This is a genomic window from Comamonas koreensis (genome assembly GCF_021026195.1).
Classification (GTDB): Bacteria; Pseudomonadota; Gammaproteobacteria; order Burkholderiales; family Burkholderiaceae_C; genus Comamonas; species Comamonas koreensis.
The window spans coordinates 83,602-103,044 of sequence record NZ_JAJNCT010000034.1 but is presented as its reverse complement, the minus strand read 5'-3'; the positions used below and the strand labels follow the sequence as shown (position 1 = coordinate 103,044).

The following is a 19,443-nucleotide window of genomic DNA, read 5'->3' as shown; positions in this document are numbered from 1 at the left end:
GCAATACAAAGGATATCCAAATGATTGAAATGAAGAATGTCTCCAAGTGGTATGGCAGCTTCCAGGTGCTCAACGACTGCTCCACCAGCATTGCCAAGGGCGAGGTGGTGGTGGTTTGCGGCCCTTCGGGTTCGGGCAAGTCGACCTTGATCAAGACGATCAATGCGCTGGAGCCCATCCAGAAGGGTGAGATCTGGGTCAATGGCACGCCCATCCACGATCCCAAGACCGATCTGCCCAAGCTGCGCAGTACCGTGGGCATGGTGTTCCAGCATTTCGAGCTGTTCCCTCACCTGTCGGTGACCGAGAACCTGACCATCGCCCAGATCAAGGTGCTGGGACGCAGCGCTGACGATGCCAAGGCCCGTGGCCTGAAGATGCTCGACCGTGTGGGCCTGATGGCGCACAAGGACAAGTTCCCTGGTCAGCTGTCCGGTGGTCAGCAGCAGCGCGTGGCCATCGCCCGTGCACTGTCGATGGACCCGAGCGTGATGCTGTTCGACGAGCCTACCTCGGCACTCGACCCTGAAATGGTCGGCGAAGTGCTGGACGTGATGATCGGCCTAGCCAACGAAGGCATGACGATGATGTGCGTGACGCACGAAATGGGCTTTGCCAAGAAGGTGGCCAGCCGCGTGATCTTCATGGACGTGGGCGGAAAGATCCTGGAGGACTGCTCCAAGGAAGACTTCTTCGGCAACCCCGACGCGCGCCAGCCCCGTACCAAGGACTTCCTGGGCAAGATCCTGCAACACTGATTGCAGCCTATCTCGCACACGACCATGGCCGCTTATGCGGCCATTTTTTATGGGTGGATGGTTTGTAGGGGGAGAGGGCGGGCCACCGTCGAGGAGCGGTGCGCTGAGGCTGCATGACGCGCGCTGCGGGTTAGCGCGGTGTGACGAAGCTGGGGCCGCAGAACGCGGCCCCGGAGGCATCAGTTGTCGAACTTGTCGCTGGGGAAGCGCAGCATGTCGGTGAGCAGGTAGGACATCGGCACGTTCAGCGCAAAGTTCTTGCCCGGCAGCGGCGATTCGAACCACTTCTTGTACAGGCGCGTGATCTCGAAGTTCTGCGACAGCACGCGCATCTCGGCGTCGAAGACCTTCTTCATGCGCACATCGGTGTCGCGCATCATCAGCGACAGCGGCTCGATCGACATCAGCTTGCCGATCAGCTTGACCTGCTCGGGCTTCTCCGACTGCGCGCGGTGGGCGGCCAGCAGGATGTCGTCCATCAGCCAGACGTCGGCGGTGCCCGCTTGCAAGGCCTTGAAGCAGGCATCATGGGTGAGGCATTCGGTGTGCTGGATCTTGAGGCCGTTGACGGCCACACGGCGCTCCAGCACCTGCAGCGAGGTGGTGCCCTTGGTGGTGACCACCCGCTTGCCCGAGAGGTCATCCACATCGTTGATGCCACTGTCGGACTTGACCAGCATGCGCACGCCAGCAATGTAGTAGGGCAGGCTGAAGGACACATGCTTGCTCTCGCGCCGGTCCTTGGTGTTGGTGGTATTGCTGCAATCGACATCAATGGCGCCGCTGGCCAGATCGGTAAAGCGGGTCTGGCCGTTGATGGCACGGTACTGGATATCGAGCTTGGCCAGGCCCATGCTCTGCTGGAGCTTGGCAATCAGCGCCTGGCAGATGTCGATGGCGTAGCCGACCGGCTTCTTGGTCTCTCCCATCTCGTAGGCAAAAGGCAGTCCGTCCGGGCGGTAGCCTACGGTGATGCGCTGCGACTCCTTGATCTTGTCCCAGCTGTCGGGCAAAGGGGTCTGAGCCAGGCTGCTGCTGGCAATGCATAGCAGCACAGCGCCGCGAAAAATATGGTTTAGCCACATGTTGCACAGTCCTTGATTAAGAATTCCTACAGCTATCTATGATACGCATAGAGACTGTGTACTCTATGAGAACCTACCCTTAACATTGGGTTACTTTTATCGATACTCGGACACAGCGATGACGCCCGCATGACCAGTGCGACAATGGAGGGATGAGCACCGCACCCTCCTCCATCAGCATCATCCGACCCGACGACTGGCACATCCATCTGCGCGATGACGCAGCCCTGGCCACCACGGTGGCCCATGCCGCGCGGCAATTTGCCCGTGCCATCGTCATGCCCAACCTCAAACCCCCGGTTACGACCGCCGAGCTGGCGCTGGCCTACAAGGCGCGCATCGTGGCGGCCATCCCCCAGGGTTTGACGTTTGAGCCGCTGATGACCCTGTACCTGACGGACAGGCTTGCCCCGGAGGAGATCGTGCGTGCCAAGGCCGCCGGTGTCGTGGCGTGCAAGCTCTACCCCGCCGGTGCTACCACCAACAGCGACCATGGGGTGACCGATATCCGCAAGATCTACCCCACGCTGGAGGCGATGCAGCGCGAAGGCCTGCTGCTGCTGGTGCACGGTGAGGTGACCGGCAGCGAGGTGGACCTGTTCGACCGCGAGGCGGCCTTCATCGACCAGCATATGGTGCCGCTGCGCCGCGACTTCCCCGAGCTGAAGATCGTGTTCGAGCACATCACCACGCGCGAAGCGGCCCAGTATGTGACCGAGAGCGACCGCTTTGTTGGCGCCACCATCACGCCCCAGCATCTGCTGTTCAATCGCAACGCCATCTTTACCGGTGGTATCCGCCCGCATTACTACTGCCTGCCCGTGCTCAAGCGCGAGGAGCACCGCCTGGCGCTGGTGCAGGCCGCCACCAGCGGCAACCCCAAGTTCTTCCTGGGCACCGACAGCGCCCCGCATGCCGCCCAGCTCAAGGAGCACGCTACCGGCTGCGCCGGTTGCTACAGCGCCCATGCCGCCATCGAGATGTATGCCGAGGCCTTCGACAAGGTTGGCGCGCTGGACAAGCTCGAAGGCTTTGCCAGCCTACATGGTGCGGACTTCTACAACCTGCCGCGCAACACTGACCGCATCACGCTGGTGCGTGAATCCTGGACCCCGCCCGAGTCCTATCCCTTTGGCCAGGCAGACTTGAAGCCGCTGCGCTCGGGCGAAGCGCTGCCCTGGAAGCTGGCTGACTGAGCATTTTTGTCATTTGATGCGTGAATAACCGCAGGGCCACTGCAGACCTTCCGCCCGAGCCTGGCTGGTCGGCGCTGGACTGGCAGGCGCCCTGGCTGCAGCCCTACCGGGCGCTGGGTTTGCAGGTCCGCGCGCTGGATCGGCAAGGTCTGGCCATGCCTGATCTGCTCAACCGCCTGGGCGACTGCGGCCGCCGCTTTGTGCCGCAGTCGGCCCTGCCAGAGGGCGAGGCCTATGAAAGCTTTATCGCCCGCAGCGGCTGCGTGCCCACCCGCGAACATATGCACGACGGGCTCAACGGCTTGGTCTGGCAGCGCTTTGCGCGCACCAAGGCGCGGCTCAACGCCTTGCAGGCCCAGGCCATTGCGCAAGCTGGCGTCGTCGGGGCCAGCCGGGGCCCCTTGCGCGATGCGCTGACCCTGTTCGATGAAAACGGTGCCGTGCTGCTGGCACCCCAGCCACTGTGGCAGGCGCTGCTGCAGCGCCAATGGCAGCGGCTCTTTGTCGAGCTGCGGCCGCTGTGGCAGCAGGCGCAGCTCATCGTCATCGGCCATGCGCTGCTGGAAAAGCTCATCACCCCCAGAAAACCAATCACCGCGCATGTTTTTTGCCCCCCGCAGCCCTGGCCGATCGTGGACAATATCGACGAGGTCATCGCCGACTCTCTGGACGCTGCGCACCTGGCTGGCAAGCCCTTTACTCCGTTGCCGGTGCTGGGCGTTCCGGGATGGTGGCAGGAGAACCAGCAGGTTTCCTTCTACGATGACCCAGACGTATTTCGCTCGGCCCGACGGCCACAAATATCATAAGCACCCGCCGTCGCCATAAACTGGAGGTAAGGTCTTGAATTAGCAAGACAATGCCCCCAGCTATCGAGCACTGTGTTCCCCTCCTTGGAGAATCAACCCCATGAAACGAATGTTCCTTTTTCTGGCGACCAACATCGCCGTCGTTGTGGTGCTCGGCATTGTCGCCAGCCTGCTCGGTGTCAACCGCTACCTGACTGCCAATGGCCTGAACCTCGGGGCCCTGCTCGGCTTCGCCTTCATCATGGGTTTTGGCGGCGCCATCATCTCCTTGCTGATGAGCAAGCCCATTGCCAAGATGAGCATGGGTGTCAAGATCATCAACCAGCCCCAAAGCGCTGACGAGGCCTGGATTGTCGAGACCGTGCGCCGCTTCTCGGACCAGGCCGGCATCAAGATGCCTGAGGTGGGCATCTACCAGGGTGAGGCCAATGCATTTGCAACCGGCGCGTTCAAGAACTCAGCGCTGGTGGCGGTCTCCACCGGGCTGCTGCAAGGCATGACCCGTGAAGAGGTCGAGGCCGTCATCGGCCACGAGGTGGCCCACGTGGCCAATGGCGATATGGTCACGATGGCGCTGATCCAGGGCGTGATGAACACCTTTGTGGTGTTTCTCTCGCGCGTCATCGGCTATGCGGTCGATTCGTTCCTGCGCCGCAATGACGAGCAAAGCTCGGGCCCCGGCATTGGCTACATGATCACCACTATCGTGCTCGATATCGTCTTCGGCTTCCTGGCTGCCATCATCGTGGCCTGGTTCTCGCGCCAGCGCGAATTCCGTGCCGATGCCGGTGCCGCCCGCCTGATGGGCCGCAAGCAGCCGATGATCAATGCCTTGCACCGCTTGGGTGGCATGCAGCCTGGCACCCTGCCGCAAAGCATGCAGGCCATGGGCATCACCGGCGGCCTGGGCAAGCTGTTCAGCTCGCACCCGCCGATTGAAGAGCGTGTGGCTGCACTGCAAAACAACCAGGTGCAATAAGCTTCTGCTTGTCGCCACTCAAAAAGCACTGCCTCGGCAGTGCTTTTTTGTGGGCGCCAGGCCAGTGGATCGGTGTGGTGTCGGCAGGGCCACCCCGGCTTTTACCGCCGATTTACGCGCCGCTCACCGGGCGTTAAGAGGGCGCGCCTTCAATGGAGTTCTTGCAATGACTGGAGATGCACCATGTCGCACACTTCCACCTCAAGGGACCCTCTGCAAAACTCCCTGCCGGCGTCCGAACGCGATCCCGGGCGATCCGCTGCGTTGTCTTCCCTGTCAATAGCTGCGGCTATTGACTGCAAAAGACGCCTTGCGTCTCATCCCGATCCGCGTCCATCCCGCTTGGCGAGGGTTTTGCAGAGCATCCCTGGGCGTTCGGCCGCTTTGGGGGCCGGGGCCCTGGCGGTCACCTTCCTGGTGACCGGCTGCGTTGTCGCACCCGCCGAGCCCTATGCCTATGGCAATCCTGCGGCGGTGGTCGTATCGGCGGAAGCGCCGCCGCCTCTGCGCTACGAGCCAGCACCCGTAGCGGTGGCACCGATGGCGACCCAGGTCTGGATTGGCGGCTTCTGGGATTGGAGTGGAGGCCGTTATGTCTGGCGGGAAGGCCGCTGGGCGGCACCTCCGCACCATGGTGACCGTTGGGTGCCCCGTGAATGGGTGCGCGGCCCCCATGGCTGGCAGGCCCGTGGCGGGCATTGGGAGCGCCGCTGAAGTGGCACGGCGGGCCAGGCCCCTGACCAGGGCACGGTCTGCAGCGCGGGTCAGCGCATCGTGTAGTTCAGCTGAAACATCAGCGCGGACTTGCCCAGCACATTGAGCTGGCCGCCCCAGTGCTGGTTGTAGTTCCAGCCGATGGCAGGGATGGCGGTAATGCCCCAGCCGTTGCGGTTGTTGAGCGGAATCTTGCGGTGGTACGGGTATTTGTAGCCATGGATCACGCCGCCGGTGAGCTTGAGAAACAGCTGTGGCGTGCTGGACAGCGGCTGGAACTGCCAGCCGTAATACGCGTACTGGCTGGGCTGGCCAAAGGAATTGCTGAAATAGGCAAAGCCGGCCACCTGGTGGTCATCGAGCTTTTTCTCGGCGTTGAGCAACCATACATATTTGTGCCGCTCGTCATCGGGCTCGAAGTCACGCTCCTTCTTGGCGTTGGAGTAGTGGTAGGTGTAGGGGGCGTAACCCAAGGTCCAGCCCGACAGCGCGGAGCTGTCGCTGCCATCCGGGTCATCGACGCTGGCTGACCAGGCAGAGCTGGACAGTGCGCAGAGCAGGGCAGAACACCAGCTGGCCGCACCCAGGCCAGAAGCGTTCCGGCGGGACCAGAAGGTAGAGGGAATCGCAGACATGGGCAACCTTCAGCAACAGCAGGACAATCCAAAATTCTAGGTGGACGCGCTGAAGGTCGGGATTCGTTTGTGGCGTCTGGGCCTCAAAGTTGTAAGAAGCCGTTTCTTAAGCGGCTGTTAAGCGGTACATGCCGTAAATTGTTGCAGCGCTGGGGGGACTGGCTGCTGCTTGCTGCGCGGGCATGGGCCCGCGCTCCGGTCTCCTCCAGCCGGCTTTCAGGGGCTGCAGGCGGAACCGCCGCCACGCACCTTACAAAGCACCGCCCGAGCCGCGCGAGCCCGACGAAGGCACCGCCAGCCCCAGAATGGCGCAGGCGACCGCCTCACCCACCTTGATGCCATCGACACCCGCCGACAGAATGCCGCCCGCATAGCTGGCGCCTTCACCAGCAGGGTACAGGCCGCGCGTGTTGTCGCTCTGGAAATCAGCGCCCCGGCCAATCTTGACGGGCGACGAGGTGCGGGTCTCCACGCCGGTCAGGATGGCATCGCGCATGTCATAGCCGCGGATCTTCTTGCCAAAGGCAGGCAGGGCCTCGCGCATGGCCTCGATCGCATAGGAGGGCAGGGCCTGGTGCAGGTCGCCCAGCGCAATGCCCGGCTTGTACGAGGGCTCCACGTTGCCAAAGGCGGTCGATGGCGTGCCGACGACAAAATCGCCCACCAGCTGGCCGGGCGCGCTGTAGTTCTGGCCGCCCAGCAGATAGGCTTTGGACTCCAGCTGGCGCTGCAGCACAATGCCCGACAGCGGATGGAAGGCGCCGGGCGCCTGCGCCTCCACGCCATAGGTCTTGCCACCAAAGGCCCAGGCAAAGCTCTCGGCATCCTGCGGATAGTCTTCGGGGTTGATCGCGCAGACCATGCCGGCATTGGCATTGCGCTCGGCGCGGGAGTACTGGCTCATGCCATTGGTCACCACGCGCTCGGGCTCGCTGGTGGCGGCCACCACGGTGCCGCCCGGGCACATGCAAAAGCTGTAGACGGCGCGGCCATTCTTCGCATGGTGCACCAGCTTGTAGTCGGCCGCGCCCAGCAGCGGGTGGCCGGCATCCTTGCCCCAGCGTGCGCGGTCAATGACGCTTTGCGGGTGTTCGATGCGAAAGCCCACCGAGAAGGGCTTGGCCTCCATGGCCACGCCGCGCTCGTAGAACATCGCAAAGGTGTCGCGCGAGCTGTGGCCCAGTGCCATCACTGCATGCCGGGTGGGCAGCGTGTAGCTTTCGCCACTGGCCTGGTCCAGCACCTGCAGGCCCACCAGCTGGCGCGCATCGCCTTCGACCAGTACATCGGTAACCTTTTGCTCAAAGCGGATCTCACCGCCCAGGCGCACGATCTCCTCGCGGATGCCCTCGACCACCTTGACCAGCTTGAAGGTGCCGATGTGCGGGTGGGCGGTGAACAGGATCTCCGGCGGCGCGCCGTAGGTGACGAACTCCTGCATCACCTTGCGGCCCAGGTGGCGCGGGTCCTTGATCTGGCTGTAGAGCTTGCCGTCCGAGAAGGTGCCTGCGCCGCCTTCACCAAACTGCACATTCGATTCCGGCGTCAACCGGCGCTTGCGCCACAGCCCCCAGGTGTCCTTGGTGCGCTGGCGCACCGTCTTGCCGCGCTCCAGCACGATGGGCTTGAAGCCCATCTGCGCCAGCACCAGCGCTGCAAAAATGCCGCAGGGCCCAAAGCCCACCACCACCGGGCGATCCTGCATGTCCGCCGGCGCCTGGCCCACCGGGTGCCAGGCCATGTCGGGCGTCGGGTTCACATGCGAGTCTGCCGCAAAATGCTGCAGCAAGGCCGCTTCCTGCGCAGGATCTGCCAAGGTCACATCGACGATGTAGACCGCCAGCAGCTCGGACTTGCGCGCATCAAAGCTGCGCTTGTGCACCTGCAGCTGGGCAATGGCCGCCGGCTGCAGGCCCAGGCGCTGGGCTGCCAGCTGGCTGAGCGCCTCCTGGGGCGCGTATTCGGTGTGGTTGTCGGGGTGGTAGGGCACCGCCGAGAGGGGGAGTTTGAGTTCTGCAATCCGGATCATGGCTTGTACCTATCAAGCAAGGGCATGGATGGTAGCTGATATGGCCGCAGCAGGGCGGCCGGCCGGGGCGCATCCACATGGCGCAATAAGGTAAACGCGTTGGCACGTCTTATAAGCCGTGTTGGCGGCGTCAGCTTTGCAGCTCTAAGCGGGAGTATCCGATCCCCGCCCCTTTCTCCACCCGGATCTGCGCCGGGATACGCTCCTTGAGCGCTTCCACATGGCTGATGATGCCGATCATCTTGCCGCTGGCGTTCAGCGTGTCCAGCGCGGTCAGCGCGATCTCCAGGGTGTCGCCGTCCAGGGTGCCAAAGCCTTCGTCCAGGAACAGCGAATCGATCGAGGTCTTGCTGCTGACCAGGTCGGACAAGGCCAGCGCCAGTGCCAGGCTGACCAAAAAGGCCTCGCCCCCCGACAAGGTACGCGTGTCCCGCGCCACATCGCCTTGCCAGCTGTCAACGATATCGAGCTCCAGCTCGCCGCTGCTCTTGCGCTGCAGTAGGTAGCGGCCATGCAGCCGCGCCAGATGGCCGTTGGCCAAGGCCAGCAAATGGTCCAGGGTGAGGCCCTGGGCAAACTTGCGGAACTTGTCGCCCTTGGCCGAGCCGATCAGGCCATCGAGCCGCTGCCACAGCTCGCTGTCGCGCTCCTGCGCTGCAATCTGCGCCAGCAAGGCCTGCTGGCCGCTGCGGCGCTGGTCGTCATCGGCCAGGCGCGCGCGCTGGGCGCCCATGCGTTCTGCCGTCTGGTTGCGCTCATTCTCCAGTGCCTGTATCTGTTCATCCAGCGCCTCGGGTGCCTCCTCGGTCAAGGCCTGGGCCTGCAACTGCTGGTGCTGTTGCGCTGCCTCCTCGGCCACCGTACCAGCGCGCTGCAGCGCCAGCTGCAAGGCATCGCGCTGCTGGCTAAGCCGCTCCAGCTCGCCTGCGGGCAGCAGTGCTTGTGCAAAAGCCTGTGCATCGGCAAAGGGGCTGGCCTGCAAGCCCTGGTTCCAGGCGGCCTGGGCCTGCGTCTCGGCCAACTGCCGCTCGGCCAGTTGCTGGCCCGCTTGCTGGGCCTGGCCTTCCAGGCTGGCCAGTGTTTGGCGGGTCTGTTCCAGCAGCGCTGTGCAATCTGCCAGCGTGGCGGGCAGTGCCAGGGGCGTGGTGCCAGCCAGCGCGGGCGCGGTGGCATGCGCCAGACGCTGCTGCCATTGCTGGACCTCTTGCGCGCACTGGCTGGCCTGGAGCTGCTGCAACCCCAACTGATGGGTAATGCTTTGCAGCTGCGTGCTGTGCTGTTGCCATTGCTGCCATTCCTGCTGGCGGGCCTGCAACCAGGCATCGTCGCCGTTGGCGGGCGGCACCGCCAGGCCCAGCGGGGCCAGGCTGGCTTGCAAGGCGGTCTCGGCCGTGTCGGCCAGCGCTTGCACCTCCTGTAGCGCCTGGGCCAGGCGTTGCTGCTGGCTGTGGTTGTCTTGCTGGCTCTGCTGCAGGCGCGCTTGCGCATGCTGCGCCTCTTGCAGGCTCTGGGCGGCTGCATGGGCGCTGTCTTTGGCGCTTTGCAGCGCCTGCTCGGCGGCTTCGGCAGCGGTCAGGTCCTGTTGCAACTGGGCCGCTTGCGCGGCGCTGGCTTGCCGGGCCTCGGCCAGGGTGTGCGGCTGTTGCCAGGCAGATTCGGCGATGGGCTGGGCCATGCGCGCGCTCAGCGCCAGCCATTGCTGTTGCCAAGCGTCCAGCCGCTGTTCGGCCGCTGTGCGCTGGGCTTGCAGGCTGGTCTGCTGGTTCTGGGCCGCTGCATGCACGGCGCTCAGCTGCTCGCCCTGCTGCTGCAGCGCTTCCAGCTCGGCCTGGGCCGCCTGCAGTGCGGCTTCGGTGGCGGTCACATCGAGCGCCGCATAGGTTGCGATGGCGGGGTGCTCATGGGCCCCGCAGAGTGGGCAGGCCTCTCCAGGCTGCAGGGCCTGGCGGTGGGCTTCCAGGCTTTGGATGCGTTGTTCCTGGGCCAGCAGTTTTTGCTTGTCGCCCACCTGTTCTTTCTGGGCCTTGTACTGGCTGCGCAAGGCCGCCAAAGCCTGTTGCTGTTGCAGCAAGGGCGTAGCACCGGCCTGCAGCGCATCGCGCAACTGCTCTGCATCCCGCGCCAGCGTTGGGCGCTGCTGGGCATGCTGCAGCAGCTGCTGCCAGGCTTGCTGGTGCTGCTGGGCCGTTTGCCACTGGCTGCGCAACTGGCCCAGGCTGCCGCCATGCGGCGCCAGGCGCTGGTGTTGGGCGGTCTGTGCTTCCTGCGCTGCTGCAGCGGCCTGCTGCTGCGCGGCTTGGGCTTGCTGCAATTTGTTGGCCTGTGCCGCCAGCTGCTGCTGCAGCGACTGGCCCTGTTGCTGGGCCAACTGCAACGCGGCCCGATCTTGCCCCAACTGCCGCTGCTGCAGCTGGCGCTGCGCCAGCTGCTCGCGCCAGCCACTCAGCCGGTCGCCGAGCGCGGCATGGGCGGGGTGCTGCTGCAGCCAGTGCTGCAGATCCGTCTGCTGGGTTTGCAGCTGCTGCAGCGCCTGCTCGGCCTGCTGCTGGGCCTGCTGCGCCAAGGTGCTGGCATGCTGCTGCAGCTGCCACTGTTGGTGCTGTGCGTCGACCAGGCGGCTCTGCAACTGGGCCTGCTGGGCCTGGCCCGCTGCGCTGGCTGCTTGTGCCTGCTGCCAGGCCGCATGCAGCGGGGCAATCGCTTGTGCCGGGGCATGGGCCTGCAGGCGCTGCAGATCGGGGGCGGCCGCCTGCAGCGCTTGCTGGGCCTGCTGCAGGCGCTCCTGAGCCAGCTGCTGCGCCTGCGCGGCTTGGGTGGTTTGCTGTTGCCAGCGCTGCAGGCTTTGCAGCGCGGCATGGCGCGTCTGCAAGCTGGCCAGGCTGTCTTGCAGTTGCTGGGCTTCGGCTCGCAACTGATCGCGCTCGGCCTCGGGCAGCAGCTGCATGCCGCCTGCCTGGGCCTTGTCGCGCTCCAGCGCCTGGCGGGCATCGCGGGCGCGCTCAAACACGGTTTGCGATATCTGGCTGTAGATGTCGGTGCCGGTCAGCTCTTCGAGCAGCTCGGCGCGCTCATTGGCATTGGCTTGCAAAAACGCCGCAAACCCGCCCTGGGCCAGCAGCATCGATTTGGTAAAGCGCTGAAAGTCCAGCCCGGTGATCTCGGCCATCTGGCGCAGCTTGTCGCTGCTGTGGGTGCTCAGAATTTCGCCATCGGCCACGCGCGCCAGTTCCACCTTGGGCCCTTGCAGCGCGCCGCTGGCCTTGTCGCGGGCGCGGCGCTGGCTCCAGAAGGCGCGGTAGACAGTGCCCTTGACCTCGAACTCCACCTCGGCCAGGCAGTCGGCCGTGTGGCGCGTCATCAGGTCATTGCTGCCGGCGCTGATGGTCGCCAGCCGGGGCGTCTGGTGGTAGAGCGCCAGGCAAATCGCATCGAGCAAGGTCGATTTGCCCGCACCCGTCGGGCCGGTGATCGCAAACAGGCTGTTGTCGGCAAAGGGCGCGGCAGTGAAGTCGATGCGCCACTCGCCTTTGAGCGAGTTCAGGTTCTTGAGGCGCAGGCTGCGTATCTTCATAGCGGCTCCCCGCTGGGGTTGGCCAGCGACTGCAGCACGCTCTGGTAGCGCGCGGTCAGTGCCTGCTGCAGCTCGGCGTCCATGGTTTCCAGCGCCAGTCGGCGCTCAAACACCTGTGCAGGGGTCAGCGCATCCAGCGCCTCGGCGGCCGGTCCGCTCCACTGCGCAGCCGCCCGCCCGCGCTGCCGTTTGACCCGCAGCAGCTGCAGCGGCAAGCCGTCGGCGAGCGCCTGCACGCGCAGCGGCAGGTCGGCCAGGTAGTCATCTTCTTCGATCGTGATGTCCAGCCACACCTTTTTGTCGGCCTGGGCCAGCGCGCTGGCCTGCTGCAGCGCGGCGGGCAAGTCCGCCAGGTTGCTGCGCAGCGCCGCCATGGGCTGGAACACCGGCACGGGCAGGGCGGTCACCGCCTGCAAGCCCGGCGCTCCCAGTTCAACCAGCAGCATCTGTTTGGTCTGGCGTGCCTCGTCAAAACCCAGCGCGATCGGCGAGCCGCTGTAGCGGATGTGCGCCAGCCCGCCCACTGTCTGCGGCTGGTGGATATGGCCCAGCGCGATGTAATCCACCGGCGGAAAGGCCTGGGTCGGAAAGGCCTCCAGCGCGCCGACATAGATCTCGCGCACCGATTCGCTGCTGCTGGCGCCGACGGCGGTGAGGTGGCCGGTGGCGATGATGGGCAGCTGCCGCCCCAGGCTGGCCTGCAGCGCCGCCTGCTGCTGCAGTGCCGCCGCATACACCTGCTGGTAGGTGGCCTGTATCGCCTGCTGCAAGGCCAGCTGCTTGTCCTGCGCGCTTTGCTCGGCCTGGCTTTGCAGCACATCGCGGGGACGGATAAAGGGCAGCGCGCAGACAATGCAGCCAGGGCTGCCATCGCGCAGCGGCAGGATGCGCACATGCTGCTCGGCAGCGCCGGTGGCGGCAATCACCTGGGTGCCCAGCGCTTGGAGCAGTCCCTGGCTTTCTTCCAGCACCGCGACCGAGTCATGGTTGCCGCCCAGCACCAGCAGCGCGACACCGGCCTGGTGCAGGCGCGCGACCAGGCGGTTGTAGAGCGCGCGGGCGTAGCTGGGTGGCGCGCCGGTGTCAAAAATATCGCCAGCGATCAGCACCGCATCGGCGGCTTGCGCCGCCACCTGTTCCAGCAGCCAGTCGATCAGCGCACTGTGCTCTGCCTGGCGGCTTTGGCCCATGAAATGCTGGCCCAGGTGCCAGTCCGAGGTGTGAATGATGCGCATGGTCGGGGGGAGGGGTGGAGAGATCGCGGGAACCCTGCCGATGGTAGTCGCTGCGCGCCGCGCCGGTCAAAGAAAAAGACCTCGCCCGGGTCTGCACCCGGGCGAGGTCTGGCAGCCGATGCGGCGGTGGTCAGGGTTTGGCGCTAGCTGCCTTGCGTGCCGCAGCGCGGTTGTAGGCAAAGCCAAGCACCACCAGCGCCAGCACCAGGGCCTGGGCCAGCAGGGTCTCCACTGTGGGGAACATGCCCAGCAGCTCGATGCGGGGTGCGCTGAGCGGCGTGGCGCTGACCCAGCCGGCCTCTTGCAGCGAGGACACGCCCTTGCCCACCAGCACCACGGCCAGCACGGCCACCAGGATCGACGTCGCCGAGAAGAAGCGGCCCACCGGCATGCGCGCGCTGCTGCGCAGCAGCACAAAGGCAATCACTGCCAGGATCGCCACCGCAGCCAGGCCGCCGCCCAGCAGCGCGCCGTGGTGGCCGTCCGAGGCCAGGGCCGAGAAGAACAGCACGGTCTCGAACACCTCGCGGTAGACAGAGATAAAGGCCAGTGCAAACAGGCCCCACATGGAGCCCTGGCCCATGCTGGCCGAGAGCTTCTCGCTCAAATAGCTTTGCCAGCGGCCGGCGCTGCTCTTGCTGTGCATCCACAGGCCCACACTCAGCAGCACCAGCGCGGCGACCACCGAGCCCAGGCCCTCGGTCACCTCGCGGCTGGCGCCGCTGATCTCGACCAGATAGGTCGCCACCGCCCAGGTCAGGCCGCCGGCGACCAGGGCCGAGCTCCAGCCCGCATGCACATAGCGCAGTGCATCCTGGCGCCCGGCCTTGCGCAGCAGCGCCACCATGCCGATGACGATCAGCAAGGCCTCCAGCCCTTCGCGCAGCAAGATGGTGAGCGCGCCGACGAAGGTGGCGGTGGCGTCCGATGCGCCTGCGTTCAGCTCGGCCTCGACCTGGCCAAACATGGTCTGCAACTGCTGGGCGGCGGCCTCGGCCTCTGGCAGGCTGCCGCTGGCCACCGTGGCGCGGTACTGCACCATGGCCGATTCGACCTGGGTCATCAAGGCCTTGTTGCGCGCGGCAATCGTCGGCTCCAGCGGCTCAAAGCCATCCAGGTAGGCGGACAGCGCCAGCTTCATCGCCTGGTTGCGGTCGCCCGCCTTGAGCGCCAGTAGGCTTTGCGCCAGGCGCTGGCGCGACAGGGCCACGCCAGTGGCCTTGCCTTCACTGATGACCTCGGGGTTGGCGCGCAGATAGGCCAGCACAGCGCGGGCCTGTTCGATCGGCATGGCCGGGGTCAGGCTTTGCGCGGTGGTGGTGCTGAGGGCGGCCAGGTCACCAAAGCGTGCGCGCAGGCCCGCATCGCTCTGCCACAGCGCCTTGCCGGTGGCGCGCAGTTCGTCGTTGTACGACAGGCCGCCGACAAAATAGGCCAGCGCCCAGCGGTCGTCTTCGGGCAGCGCGCCAAAGGAGACCATCGAGGTGCCTTCCACGCCTTGCGAGGTCACCTGGTACAAGGCCATCAGGCTGCGGGCATTGGCACGCTGGGCATCGCTGAAGGCAATCGGTTGTGGATCCAGACCTTGTGCTGCCGGGCCATCGCCACCGCCGCTGGCGCCATGGCAGCTCGCACAGATTTGTTGAAAGAGTTGAGAGCCTTTTGTTATATCGGGAGCCTTGGCCGGTGCCACTGGCATCGGGTAGGCAGCCACCAGCAACTGGGCTGCCTGATGGGCCAACTGGGCTACGTCATCGGCCGCTGCCTTGGCTTGCACCGCTGCACGCAACTGCCCAGCCAGTGCCACGACCCGCGCCTTGTCGGCATGGGCCGGCAGCGCCTGGGCCTGCTGCAAGGCATTGGCGCTGAAATCCAGCATCTCGGCATATTCGCCTTCGCTGGCGATCTGGCCATTCTCGACCGCGCCGCCGTAGTCGACGGCGACATAGTCCAGCAGCTGCCAGAGCTGGCGGGCATCGGTGGCTTGGGCTTGGGGGGCAGCGATGGTGGCTGCAGGCGCCGCTGCGGGCGTTTGGGCAAGGGCAGGGCCGCTGAGCAAACCGGCCAGCAGGGCCAGAGTCCAGCTGAAAGTGGAGCGCATAAAGTGTTATGAATAAGAATTATTCGCGGTATTTTAAGCTTGTTTACATTCTTTACTACGGCAGTCGCCCAGCCTGGTAAGAGGGCGGAAGCGCATGTTTTGCGATGCTTTTCCGCTCCCGTTGGAGCGCGCTGGAAACGCAATTGGTAACCATTTCTACGTCTCAGATCGATACACTGCGGCCACGCGCTTGTGCTCACAGGGAGGGCAAGGCGTCGCACGCCGCATGCCAATGCCGTGACGCAACGAGGAGAGAAAAAATGGAAAAACTAACAGGAATCGCAGTAGCCGCCGTGGTCGTCTGTGCCGGCTTGATGGGTTGCAGCAAGAAGGAAGAAACCCCCAGCAGCCCACCGGCTGCCGCCGCCCCGGCGCCAGCGCCTGCAGCACCTCCGGCCCCTGCGCCAGCGCCCGCCGCTGCTGCACAAAAGGTGCAGCCCGGCAAGTGGCAGGCCACCACCGAGATGAGCGGCCCCATGGGTCAGCAGGCGCTGACCGGTGTGGAGCAGGCCCTCAAAACCATGTCGCCTGAGCAAAAGAAGGCCGCCAACCTGGACAACGCCAAGATCGAAGGCGGCAAGCTGGTGCAAGAGATGTGCATCACCCCCGAGATGGCTGGCAAGACCTTGCAATCGCTGGCCGATTCGCAGCTCAAGAGCATGCCAGGTTGCAGCCCCGCCGACGTGAAGACCGATGGCAACAAGGAATCGATGCACTTCAGCTGCGGCGACGGCAAGATGAGCATGGACCTCGAAGCCGTCTACGTCTCGCCCACCGAGAACACCGTCACCAGCAAGATGGACATGGCCGGCCAGGGCATGACCACCACGGTGACCAGCAAGCGCGTGGGCGACTGCTGATAGAGAGGCTCGCGCGCCGCTGCTTGGGCGGGGGCGTGTGGGGCTTTGAATGCGAAAACGCAGCCTGGGTGGCTGCGTTTTTTTATGGGCGCCTATGTATGGGGGCCATCCATCCAAGCAGGGTTACTGCTCGACCCGTATCACCTGAGCCAAATCGATACCCAAAGTCTGCGCTTTCTCCAGCAGCGCTTGCCGCTGGGTCTCCGGAATGGTCTTGCTGCGAGACAGAATCCACATGTAATCCGGGCTGCTGCCGATGACCAGGGCAGTGTGGTACTGGTCGTCGAGGCTGACCACGTTGTAGCCACCGTAGAAGGGGCCGAAGAACGAGACCTTCAACGCCGCCTTATCGGCCTGCCCGAGGAAGTGTGCCTTGCCTTCCGCCTCGCGCCACTTCTGCTTGGCAGCGTCATAGCCACGGTTCAGCACGGTGACGCTGCCATCGCTATTCAGGCTGTAGGTGGCAGTCACCTGGGTCAAGCCTTTTTCAAAGCGATGGTCAAGGCGTGCCAGCTCATACCAGGTGCCCATGTATTTGCTGGCGTCAAAGTTGCTGACCGGCTGAACACCTGGGGGGACGGAAACGGCGCAACCGGGCAGCGCGACGGCAGCGCCGGTGATGACCAGCGCCATGGCCGTGGCGCGGATGAGAGCGCTTGTGGAGAAAGGCATCGTAGATTTCCTTTTGTGTCTAGGGCAGGGCCAAACGGGAGAAGTGGATGAACAGGCCTGCTGCAAGACTGGCCCGTTGCGGGGCTACCGGCAATGGGCGCGCATGCCGTGCTGCTGTCGTCCCAGCTCCCGCATCAGGCCTTGGTGATCCGCCGCACGCTGGCAAAGTACCAGCGGTCCGGCAGGCAGCGCAGCAGGCGCATCCAGCGGGTAAAGCGGCGGGGGAAGTTCATCTCGAACTGTCCGCGCGCCCAGCCTTGCAAGATATGCTGCGCCGCTTCGGCGGGGCTGATCAGTGCGGGCATGCGGAAGCTGTTCTGGGCGGTCAGGGGGGTTTCGACAAAGCCGGGGTTGATGATGGACACGCCCAGCCCTCTGGGGTGCAGATCCAGGTAGAGGTTTTCTGCCAGGTTGTTGAGCGCCGCCTTGGTGGGGCCGTAGGCGAGCGACATCGGCAGCCCCCGGTAGCCGGCAACGCTGCCGACCAGCGCGATATGGCCCCGGCCCGCTTGCAGCAGCATCGGGAGGATGGCGTCCAGCACATGCAGCACGCCGACATAGTTGACGGCCAGGTGTTTCTGCATCTCGGGCAGGTCGAAGGCGGTGGCGCGCAGCGGCCGGTAGTGGCCTGCGCAGTACAGCACCAGATCTGGCGCAGCACCCAGGGCCGTGTGTACCGCTTGTGCGGCAGCGGCCACGGTGTCGGGCTGGCTCACATCCAGCGGTAGTGCCAGGCAGCCTGGGCGGCTGTTGGCAAAGTCCTGCAGCGCAGCCAGGTCCCGGGCCGATACGATGACGCGCGCGCCCCGGGCTTGCAGCGCTTCAGCGGTGGCCCGGCCAATGCCGGTGGAGGCGCCGATGATCCACACCGACTGGCCTTGCCAATCGGCCATCGGCGGATTGAGCTTGGCTTGCAGCAGCGACATTACTCCGACCCCTTGGTAAAGGAGATGGTCAGATCGCCCAGGTGGATGCCGAACTTGCTCATCGCCGTGCGGTTGAGCATGATGCGCCCGTCCATCAGGTACATCCAGTCGTCCATCCGCACATTCCAGACCCGGCCGTTCACCGGCAAGGCCAGCACATAGTTCCAATGCAGCGCGTTGCCGGCGGCCTGGCCTGTGGCGGGGCCGACCACATCCCCCGCCTGGCCGCTGTAGCGGCCCTCACCCAGGTACTGGATGTGCCAGGTGCGTTCCTGCGTCGTGCCATCGCTGTAGACAAAGTGTTCTTCCAGCACGCCTTCATTGCCCGTCCACTTGCCGGTCATCTGCACGGTAAAGCGCTTGACTACCTTGCCCTGGCGGTCGGTGAACATGCCATGCGCCGTGAGCGGGCCGTTGAAGTACTGGCGCAGATCCAGCGCCGGGCGCTCCTGGGCATAGTCCTCGACTGAGGGGCTGGCGCAGGCACTGAGCAGCGCCAGTGTGCCGACCAGGGCCAGGCCGATTCCGGCGCGCCGCAGGGTAGTAAAGCGGTGGGTGCTTGGCATGGATGTCATCATTACCTCCAGGAGGGTTGCAGGCGCTCAGCGCGCCAGAGAGAGGCCAGGGCCAATAGCTTGAGCAGGCAGGGCAGGCCGCCGTAGGCCCAGGCCAGCGCCTGCAGACCGGCGGTGTCGGTGCTGCCGCTGTGGTAGCCGGCAACGGCGAGCAGCGGCAGGCAGAGCCCGGCGGCAAGGGCCAGGTTGAGCTTGGTGGCACAGGCCCACCAGCCCAGGTAGCGGCCGTCGCCGGATCCCCCATGGCCCGATTCGTGGATCACGCCGGTCAGCAGCGCGCCGGGCACCGCCAGGTCGGCGCCCAGCGCCAGGCCGCTGGCGATGCAGATGGCCGCGAAGGCCCAGGCATCCCCCGCGCCCAGCAAGGAGGCGGAGAAAAAGGCGATGACGCTGGCCAGCATCCCGGCGCGCCAGCTGGGCGCCAGGCCCCAGCGGGCAACGGCTTTCACCCACAGCGGCAGGCCGAGTGCGGCAGCGGCGAAGTAGCACAGCAAAAACAGCGGCAGCAGCTCGGGCGCCTGGAGCCGGTCTACGACAAAGAAGGGCAAGAGCGTCGCCGGTATCGCCGCCGCAATGCCGTTGAGCATGAAGACCGACAGCAGCCGGCGAAAGGCGGCATCGCGCCACGGCGAGGCCTGGGGCAGGCCACCGCGCGGTGCGGCCCGTGCAACCGCACCCGCAGCGCCCGCGCGCGGATCGCGCAGCCGGTACAAGCCCAGCAAACCCAGGCCCAGCGCGGCCAGCAGCAAGGCACTGGTGGCATCCATGCCCAGCAGGCTGGGCAGCACGCTGGCGGTGAGCACGCCCAGCAAGGTGGCGCCCTCGCGCCAGGCCGTCACCTGCGTGCGCCAAGCTGCCTGGCCACCCCAGCGGGTGCCCCAGGTCTGGTGCAGGATGGCGACCGCGCTGTAGGCCAAGGTGCTCAGCAGCAGGCAGGCGGCGAGCCAGCCCAGCATCTGGAGCTGGTTGCTGGTGGGCGGATGCCAGAGCGCAAAAAAGCCCAAGGCCATGGTCAGACTGCCCAGCGCCGCCGCCAGCCAGGCGGCATGCCGCCCGCGCTGCAGCAGGCGGTCTGCCAGGCGGCCCAATGCCGGGTCCAGCAGCGCATCAAAGGCCCGGGTGGCAAGCAGCACAGCGCCCAGGCCGGCCAGCGGCGCACCGGCCACGGCCGCGTAGTAGTGGGGCAGGGTGACATACAAGGGCAGCGATACAAAGGCCAGCGGTGCCGCCAGCGCACCATAGGCCAGCCCCGTGCGCCAGGAAAGCGCTTGCTGAACCGGGATGGCGTTCATGGCGGA

The 19,443-nt window shown here is 65.4% G+C and carries 16 protein-coding genes; 6 read left to right on the top strand and 10 right to left on the bottom strand.

The window, feature by feature from the left end; genetic code table 11:
- The first annotated feature begins 20 nt into the window (after positions 1-20).
- Positions 21-758: an amino acid ABC transporter ATP-binding protein gene (locus LPW39_RS22220; RefSeq protein WP_230780669.1), complete on the top strand. Its 738-nt coding sequence runs from the start codon at positions 21-23 to the stop codon at positions 756-758.
- 179 nt (positions 759-937) lie between these two features.
- Here the strand turns inward: LPW39_RS22220 and LPW39_RS22215 are convergent, their stop codons facing one another.
- Positions 938-1,843, bottom strand: a complete 906-nt coding sequence (locus tag LPW39_RS22215; protein ID WP_230780666.1) for an amino acid ABC transporter substrate-binding protein — start codon at positions 1,841-1,843, stop codon at positions 938-940.
- 152 nt (positions 1,844-1,995) lie between these two features.
- On the opposite strand from LPW39_RS22215, the gene pyrC reads away from it, so the two are divergent.
- From pyrC to LPW39_RS22195, 4 genes are all read left to right on the top strand, one after another.
- On the top strand, positions 1,996-3,039 hold the full coding sequence (gene pyrC / locus LPW39_RS22210) for a dihydroorotase (protein WP_230780663.1): 1,044 nt from the start codon (positions 1,996-1,998) through the stop codon (positions 3,037-3,039).
- 20 nt (positions 3,040-3,059) lie between these two features.
- Positions 3,060-3,848, top strand: coding sequence for a DUF3025 domain-containing protein (locus tag LPW39_RS22205; RefSeq protein WP_230780660.1), 789 nt, complete (start codon positions 3,060-3,062; stop codon positions 3,846-3,848).
- Positions 3,849-3,948: 100 nt separating this feature from the next.
- The gene (gene htpX, locus LPW39_RS22200; RefSeq protein WP_230780658.1) at positions 3,949-4,827 is read left to right on the top strand and encodes a protease HtpX; all 879 of its coding nucleotides are present in this window, start codon (positions 3,949-3,951) and stop codon (positions 4,825-4,827) included.
- A gap of 354 nt (positions 4,828-5,181) precedes the next feature.
- Positions 5,182-5,541 carry a hypothetical protein gene (locus LPW39_RS22195; protein ID WP_230780655.1) on the top strand — a complete coding sequence of 120 codons (360 nt, stop codon included), beginning with the start codon at positions 5,182-5,184 and terminating at the stop codon, positions 5,539-5,541.
- Positions 5,542-5,591: 50 nt separating this feature from the next.
- Here LPW39_RS22195 and LPW39_RS22190 read toward each other — a convergent pair whose 3' ends face one another.
- The 5 genes from LPW39_RS22190 to LPW39_RS22170 all read right to left on the bottom strand — a co-directional run bounded on the left by LPW39_RS22190 (position 5,592) and on the right by LPW39_RS22170 (position 15,112).
- Entirely contained in the window at positions 5,592-6,176 is a 585-nt protein-coding gene (locus LPW39_RS22190) for a hypothetical protein (protein ID WP_230780652.1), read from the bottom strand.
- Positions 6,177-6,426: 250 nt separating this feature from the next.
- A complete protein-coding gene (locus tag LPW39_RS22185) occupies positions 6,427-8,205 on the bottom strand; it encodes an NAD(P)/FAD-dependent oxidoreductase (RefSeq protein ID WP_230780650.1) in 1,779 nt (592 codons plus the stop codon).
- Between the two features lie 130 nt (positions 8,206-8,335).
- The gene (locus LPW39_RS22180; protein ID WP_230780645.1) at positions 8,336-11,776 is read right to left on the bottom strand and encodes an SbcC/MukB-like Walker B domain-containing protein; all 3,441 of its coding nucleotides are present in this window, start codon (positions 11,774-11,776) and stop codon (positions 8,336-8,338) included.
- Positions 11,773-13,011: an exonuclease subunit SbcD gene (gene sbcD / locus LPW39_RS22175; protein ID WP_230780642.1), complete on the bottom strand. Its 1,239-nt coding sequence runs from the start codon at positions 13,009-13,011 to the stop codon at positions 11,773-11,775. The genes LPW39_RS22180 and sbcD overlap by 4 nt, the downstream gene beginning before the upstream one ends.
- Before the next feature lie 130 nt (positions 13,012-13,141).
- Positions 13,142-15,112, bottom strand: coding sequence for a cytochrome c/FTR1 family iron permease (locus LPW39_RS22170; RefSeq protein WP_230780639.1), 1,971 nt, complete (start codon positions 15,110-15,112; stop codon positions 13,142-13,144).
- Between the two features lie 260 nt (positions 15,113-15,372).
- Here LPW39_RS22170 and LPW39_RS22165 point away from each other — a divergent pair, with 260 nt between their 5' ends.
- Positions 15,373-15,972, top strand: coding sequence for a DUF3617 domain-containing protein (locus LPW39_RS22165; RefSeq protein WP_230780625.1), 600 nt, complete (start codon positions 15,373-15,375; stop codon positions 15,970-15,972).
- A gap of 123 nt (positions 15,973-16,095) precedes the next feature.
- Here the strand turns inward: LPW39_RS22165 and LPW39_RS22160 are convergent, their stop codons facing one another.
- The 4 genes from LPW39_RS22160 to LPW39_RS22145 form a co-directional block, all read right to left on the bottom strand.
- Positions 16,096-16,644 (bottom strand): lipocalin family protein, encoded by a 549-nt coding sequence (locus LPW39_RS22160; protein ID WP_230780622.1) that lies wholly within the window; start codon positions 16,642-16,644, stop codon positions 16,096-16,098.
- Positions 16,645-16,778: 134 nt separating this feature from the next.
- Positions 16,779-17,570: an SDR family NAD(P)-dependent oxidoreductase gene (locus LPW39_RS22155; RefSeq protein WP_230780620.1), complete on the bottom strand. Its 792-nt coding sequence runs from the start codon at positions 17,568-17,570 to the stop codon at positions 16,779-16,781.
- The gene (locus tag LPW39_RS22150) at positions 17,570-18,145 is read right to left on the bottom strand and encodes a DUF3833 domain-containing protein (protein WP_230780607.1); all 576 of its coding nucleotides are present in this window, start codon (positions 18,143-18,145) and stop codon (positions 17,570-17,572) included. Before LPW39_RS22150 ends, LPW39_RS22155 begins: the two co-directional genes overlap by 1 nt.
- A 2-nt stretch (positions 18,146-18,147) precedes the next feature.
- Positions 18,148-19,437, bottom strand: a complete 1,290-nt coding sequence (locus LPW39_RS22145; RefSeq protein WP_230780604.1) for an MFS transporter — start codon at positions 19,435-19,437, stop codon at positions 18,148-18,150.
- Between the last annotated feature and the right edge of the window lie 6 nt (positions 19,438-19,443).

Coding starts and splice junctions, on each gene's coding strand:
- htpX (WP_230780658.1), top strand. CDS start 3,949: ATGAAACGAATGTTCCTTTTTCTGGCGACCAACATCGCCGTCGTTGTG.
- LPW39_RS22215 (WP_230780666.1), bottom strand. CDS start 1,843: ATGTGGCTAAACCATATTTTTCGCGGCGCTGTGCTGCTATGCATTGCC.
- LPW39_RS22170 (WP_230780639.1), bottom strand. CDS start 15,112: ATGCGCTCCACTTTCAGCTGGACTCTGGCCCTGCTGGCCGGTTTGCTC.
- LPW39_RS22160 (WP_230780622.1), bottom strand. CDS start 16,644: ATGCCTTTCTCCACAAGCGCTCTCATCCGCGCCACGGCCATGGCGCTG.
- LPW39_RS22185 (WP_230780650.1), bottom strand. CDS start 8,205: ATGATCCGGATTGCAGAACTCAAACTCCCCCTCTCGGCGGTGCCCTAC.
- LPW39_RS22220 (WP_230780669.1), top strand. CDS start 21: ATGATTGAAATGAAGAATGTCTCCAAGTGGTATGGCAGCTTCCAGGTG.
- LPW39_RS22150 (WP_230780607.1), bottom strand. CDS start 18,145: ATGACATCCATGCCAAGCACCCACCGCTTTACTACCCTGCGGCGCGCC.
- LPW39_RS22155 (WP_230780620.1), bottom strand. CDS start 17,570: ATGTCGCTGCTGCAAGCCAAGCTCAATCCGCCGATGGCCGATTGGCAA.
- LPW39_RS22190 (WP_230780652.1), bottom strand. CDS start 6,176: ATGTCTGCGATTCCCTCTACCTTCTGGTCCCGCCGGAACGCTTCTGGC.
- sbcD (WP_230780642.1), bottom strand. CDS start 13,011: ATGCGCATCATTCACACCTCGGACTGGCACCTGGGCCAGCATTTCATG.
- LPW39_RS22145 (WP_230780604.1), bottom strand. CDS start 19,437: ATGAACGCCATCCCGGTTCAGCAAGCGCTTTCCTGGCGCACGGGGCTG.
- LPW39_RS22180 (WP_230780645.1), bottom strand. CDS start 11,776: ATGAAGATACGCAGCCTGCGCCTCAAGAACCTGAACTCGCTCAAAGGC.
- pyrC (WP_230780663.1), top strand. CDS start 1,996: ATGAGCACCGCACCCTCCTCCATCAGCATCATCCGACCCGACGACTGG.
- LPW39_RS22165 (WP_230780625.1), top strand. CDS start 15,373: ATGGAAAAACTAACAGGAATCGCAGTAGCCGCCGTGGTCGTCTGTGCC.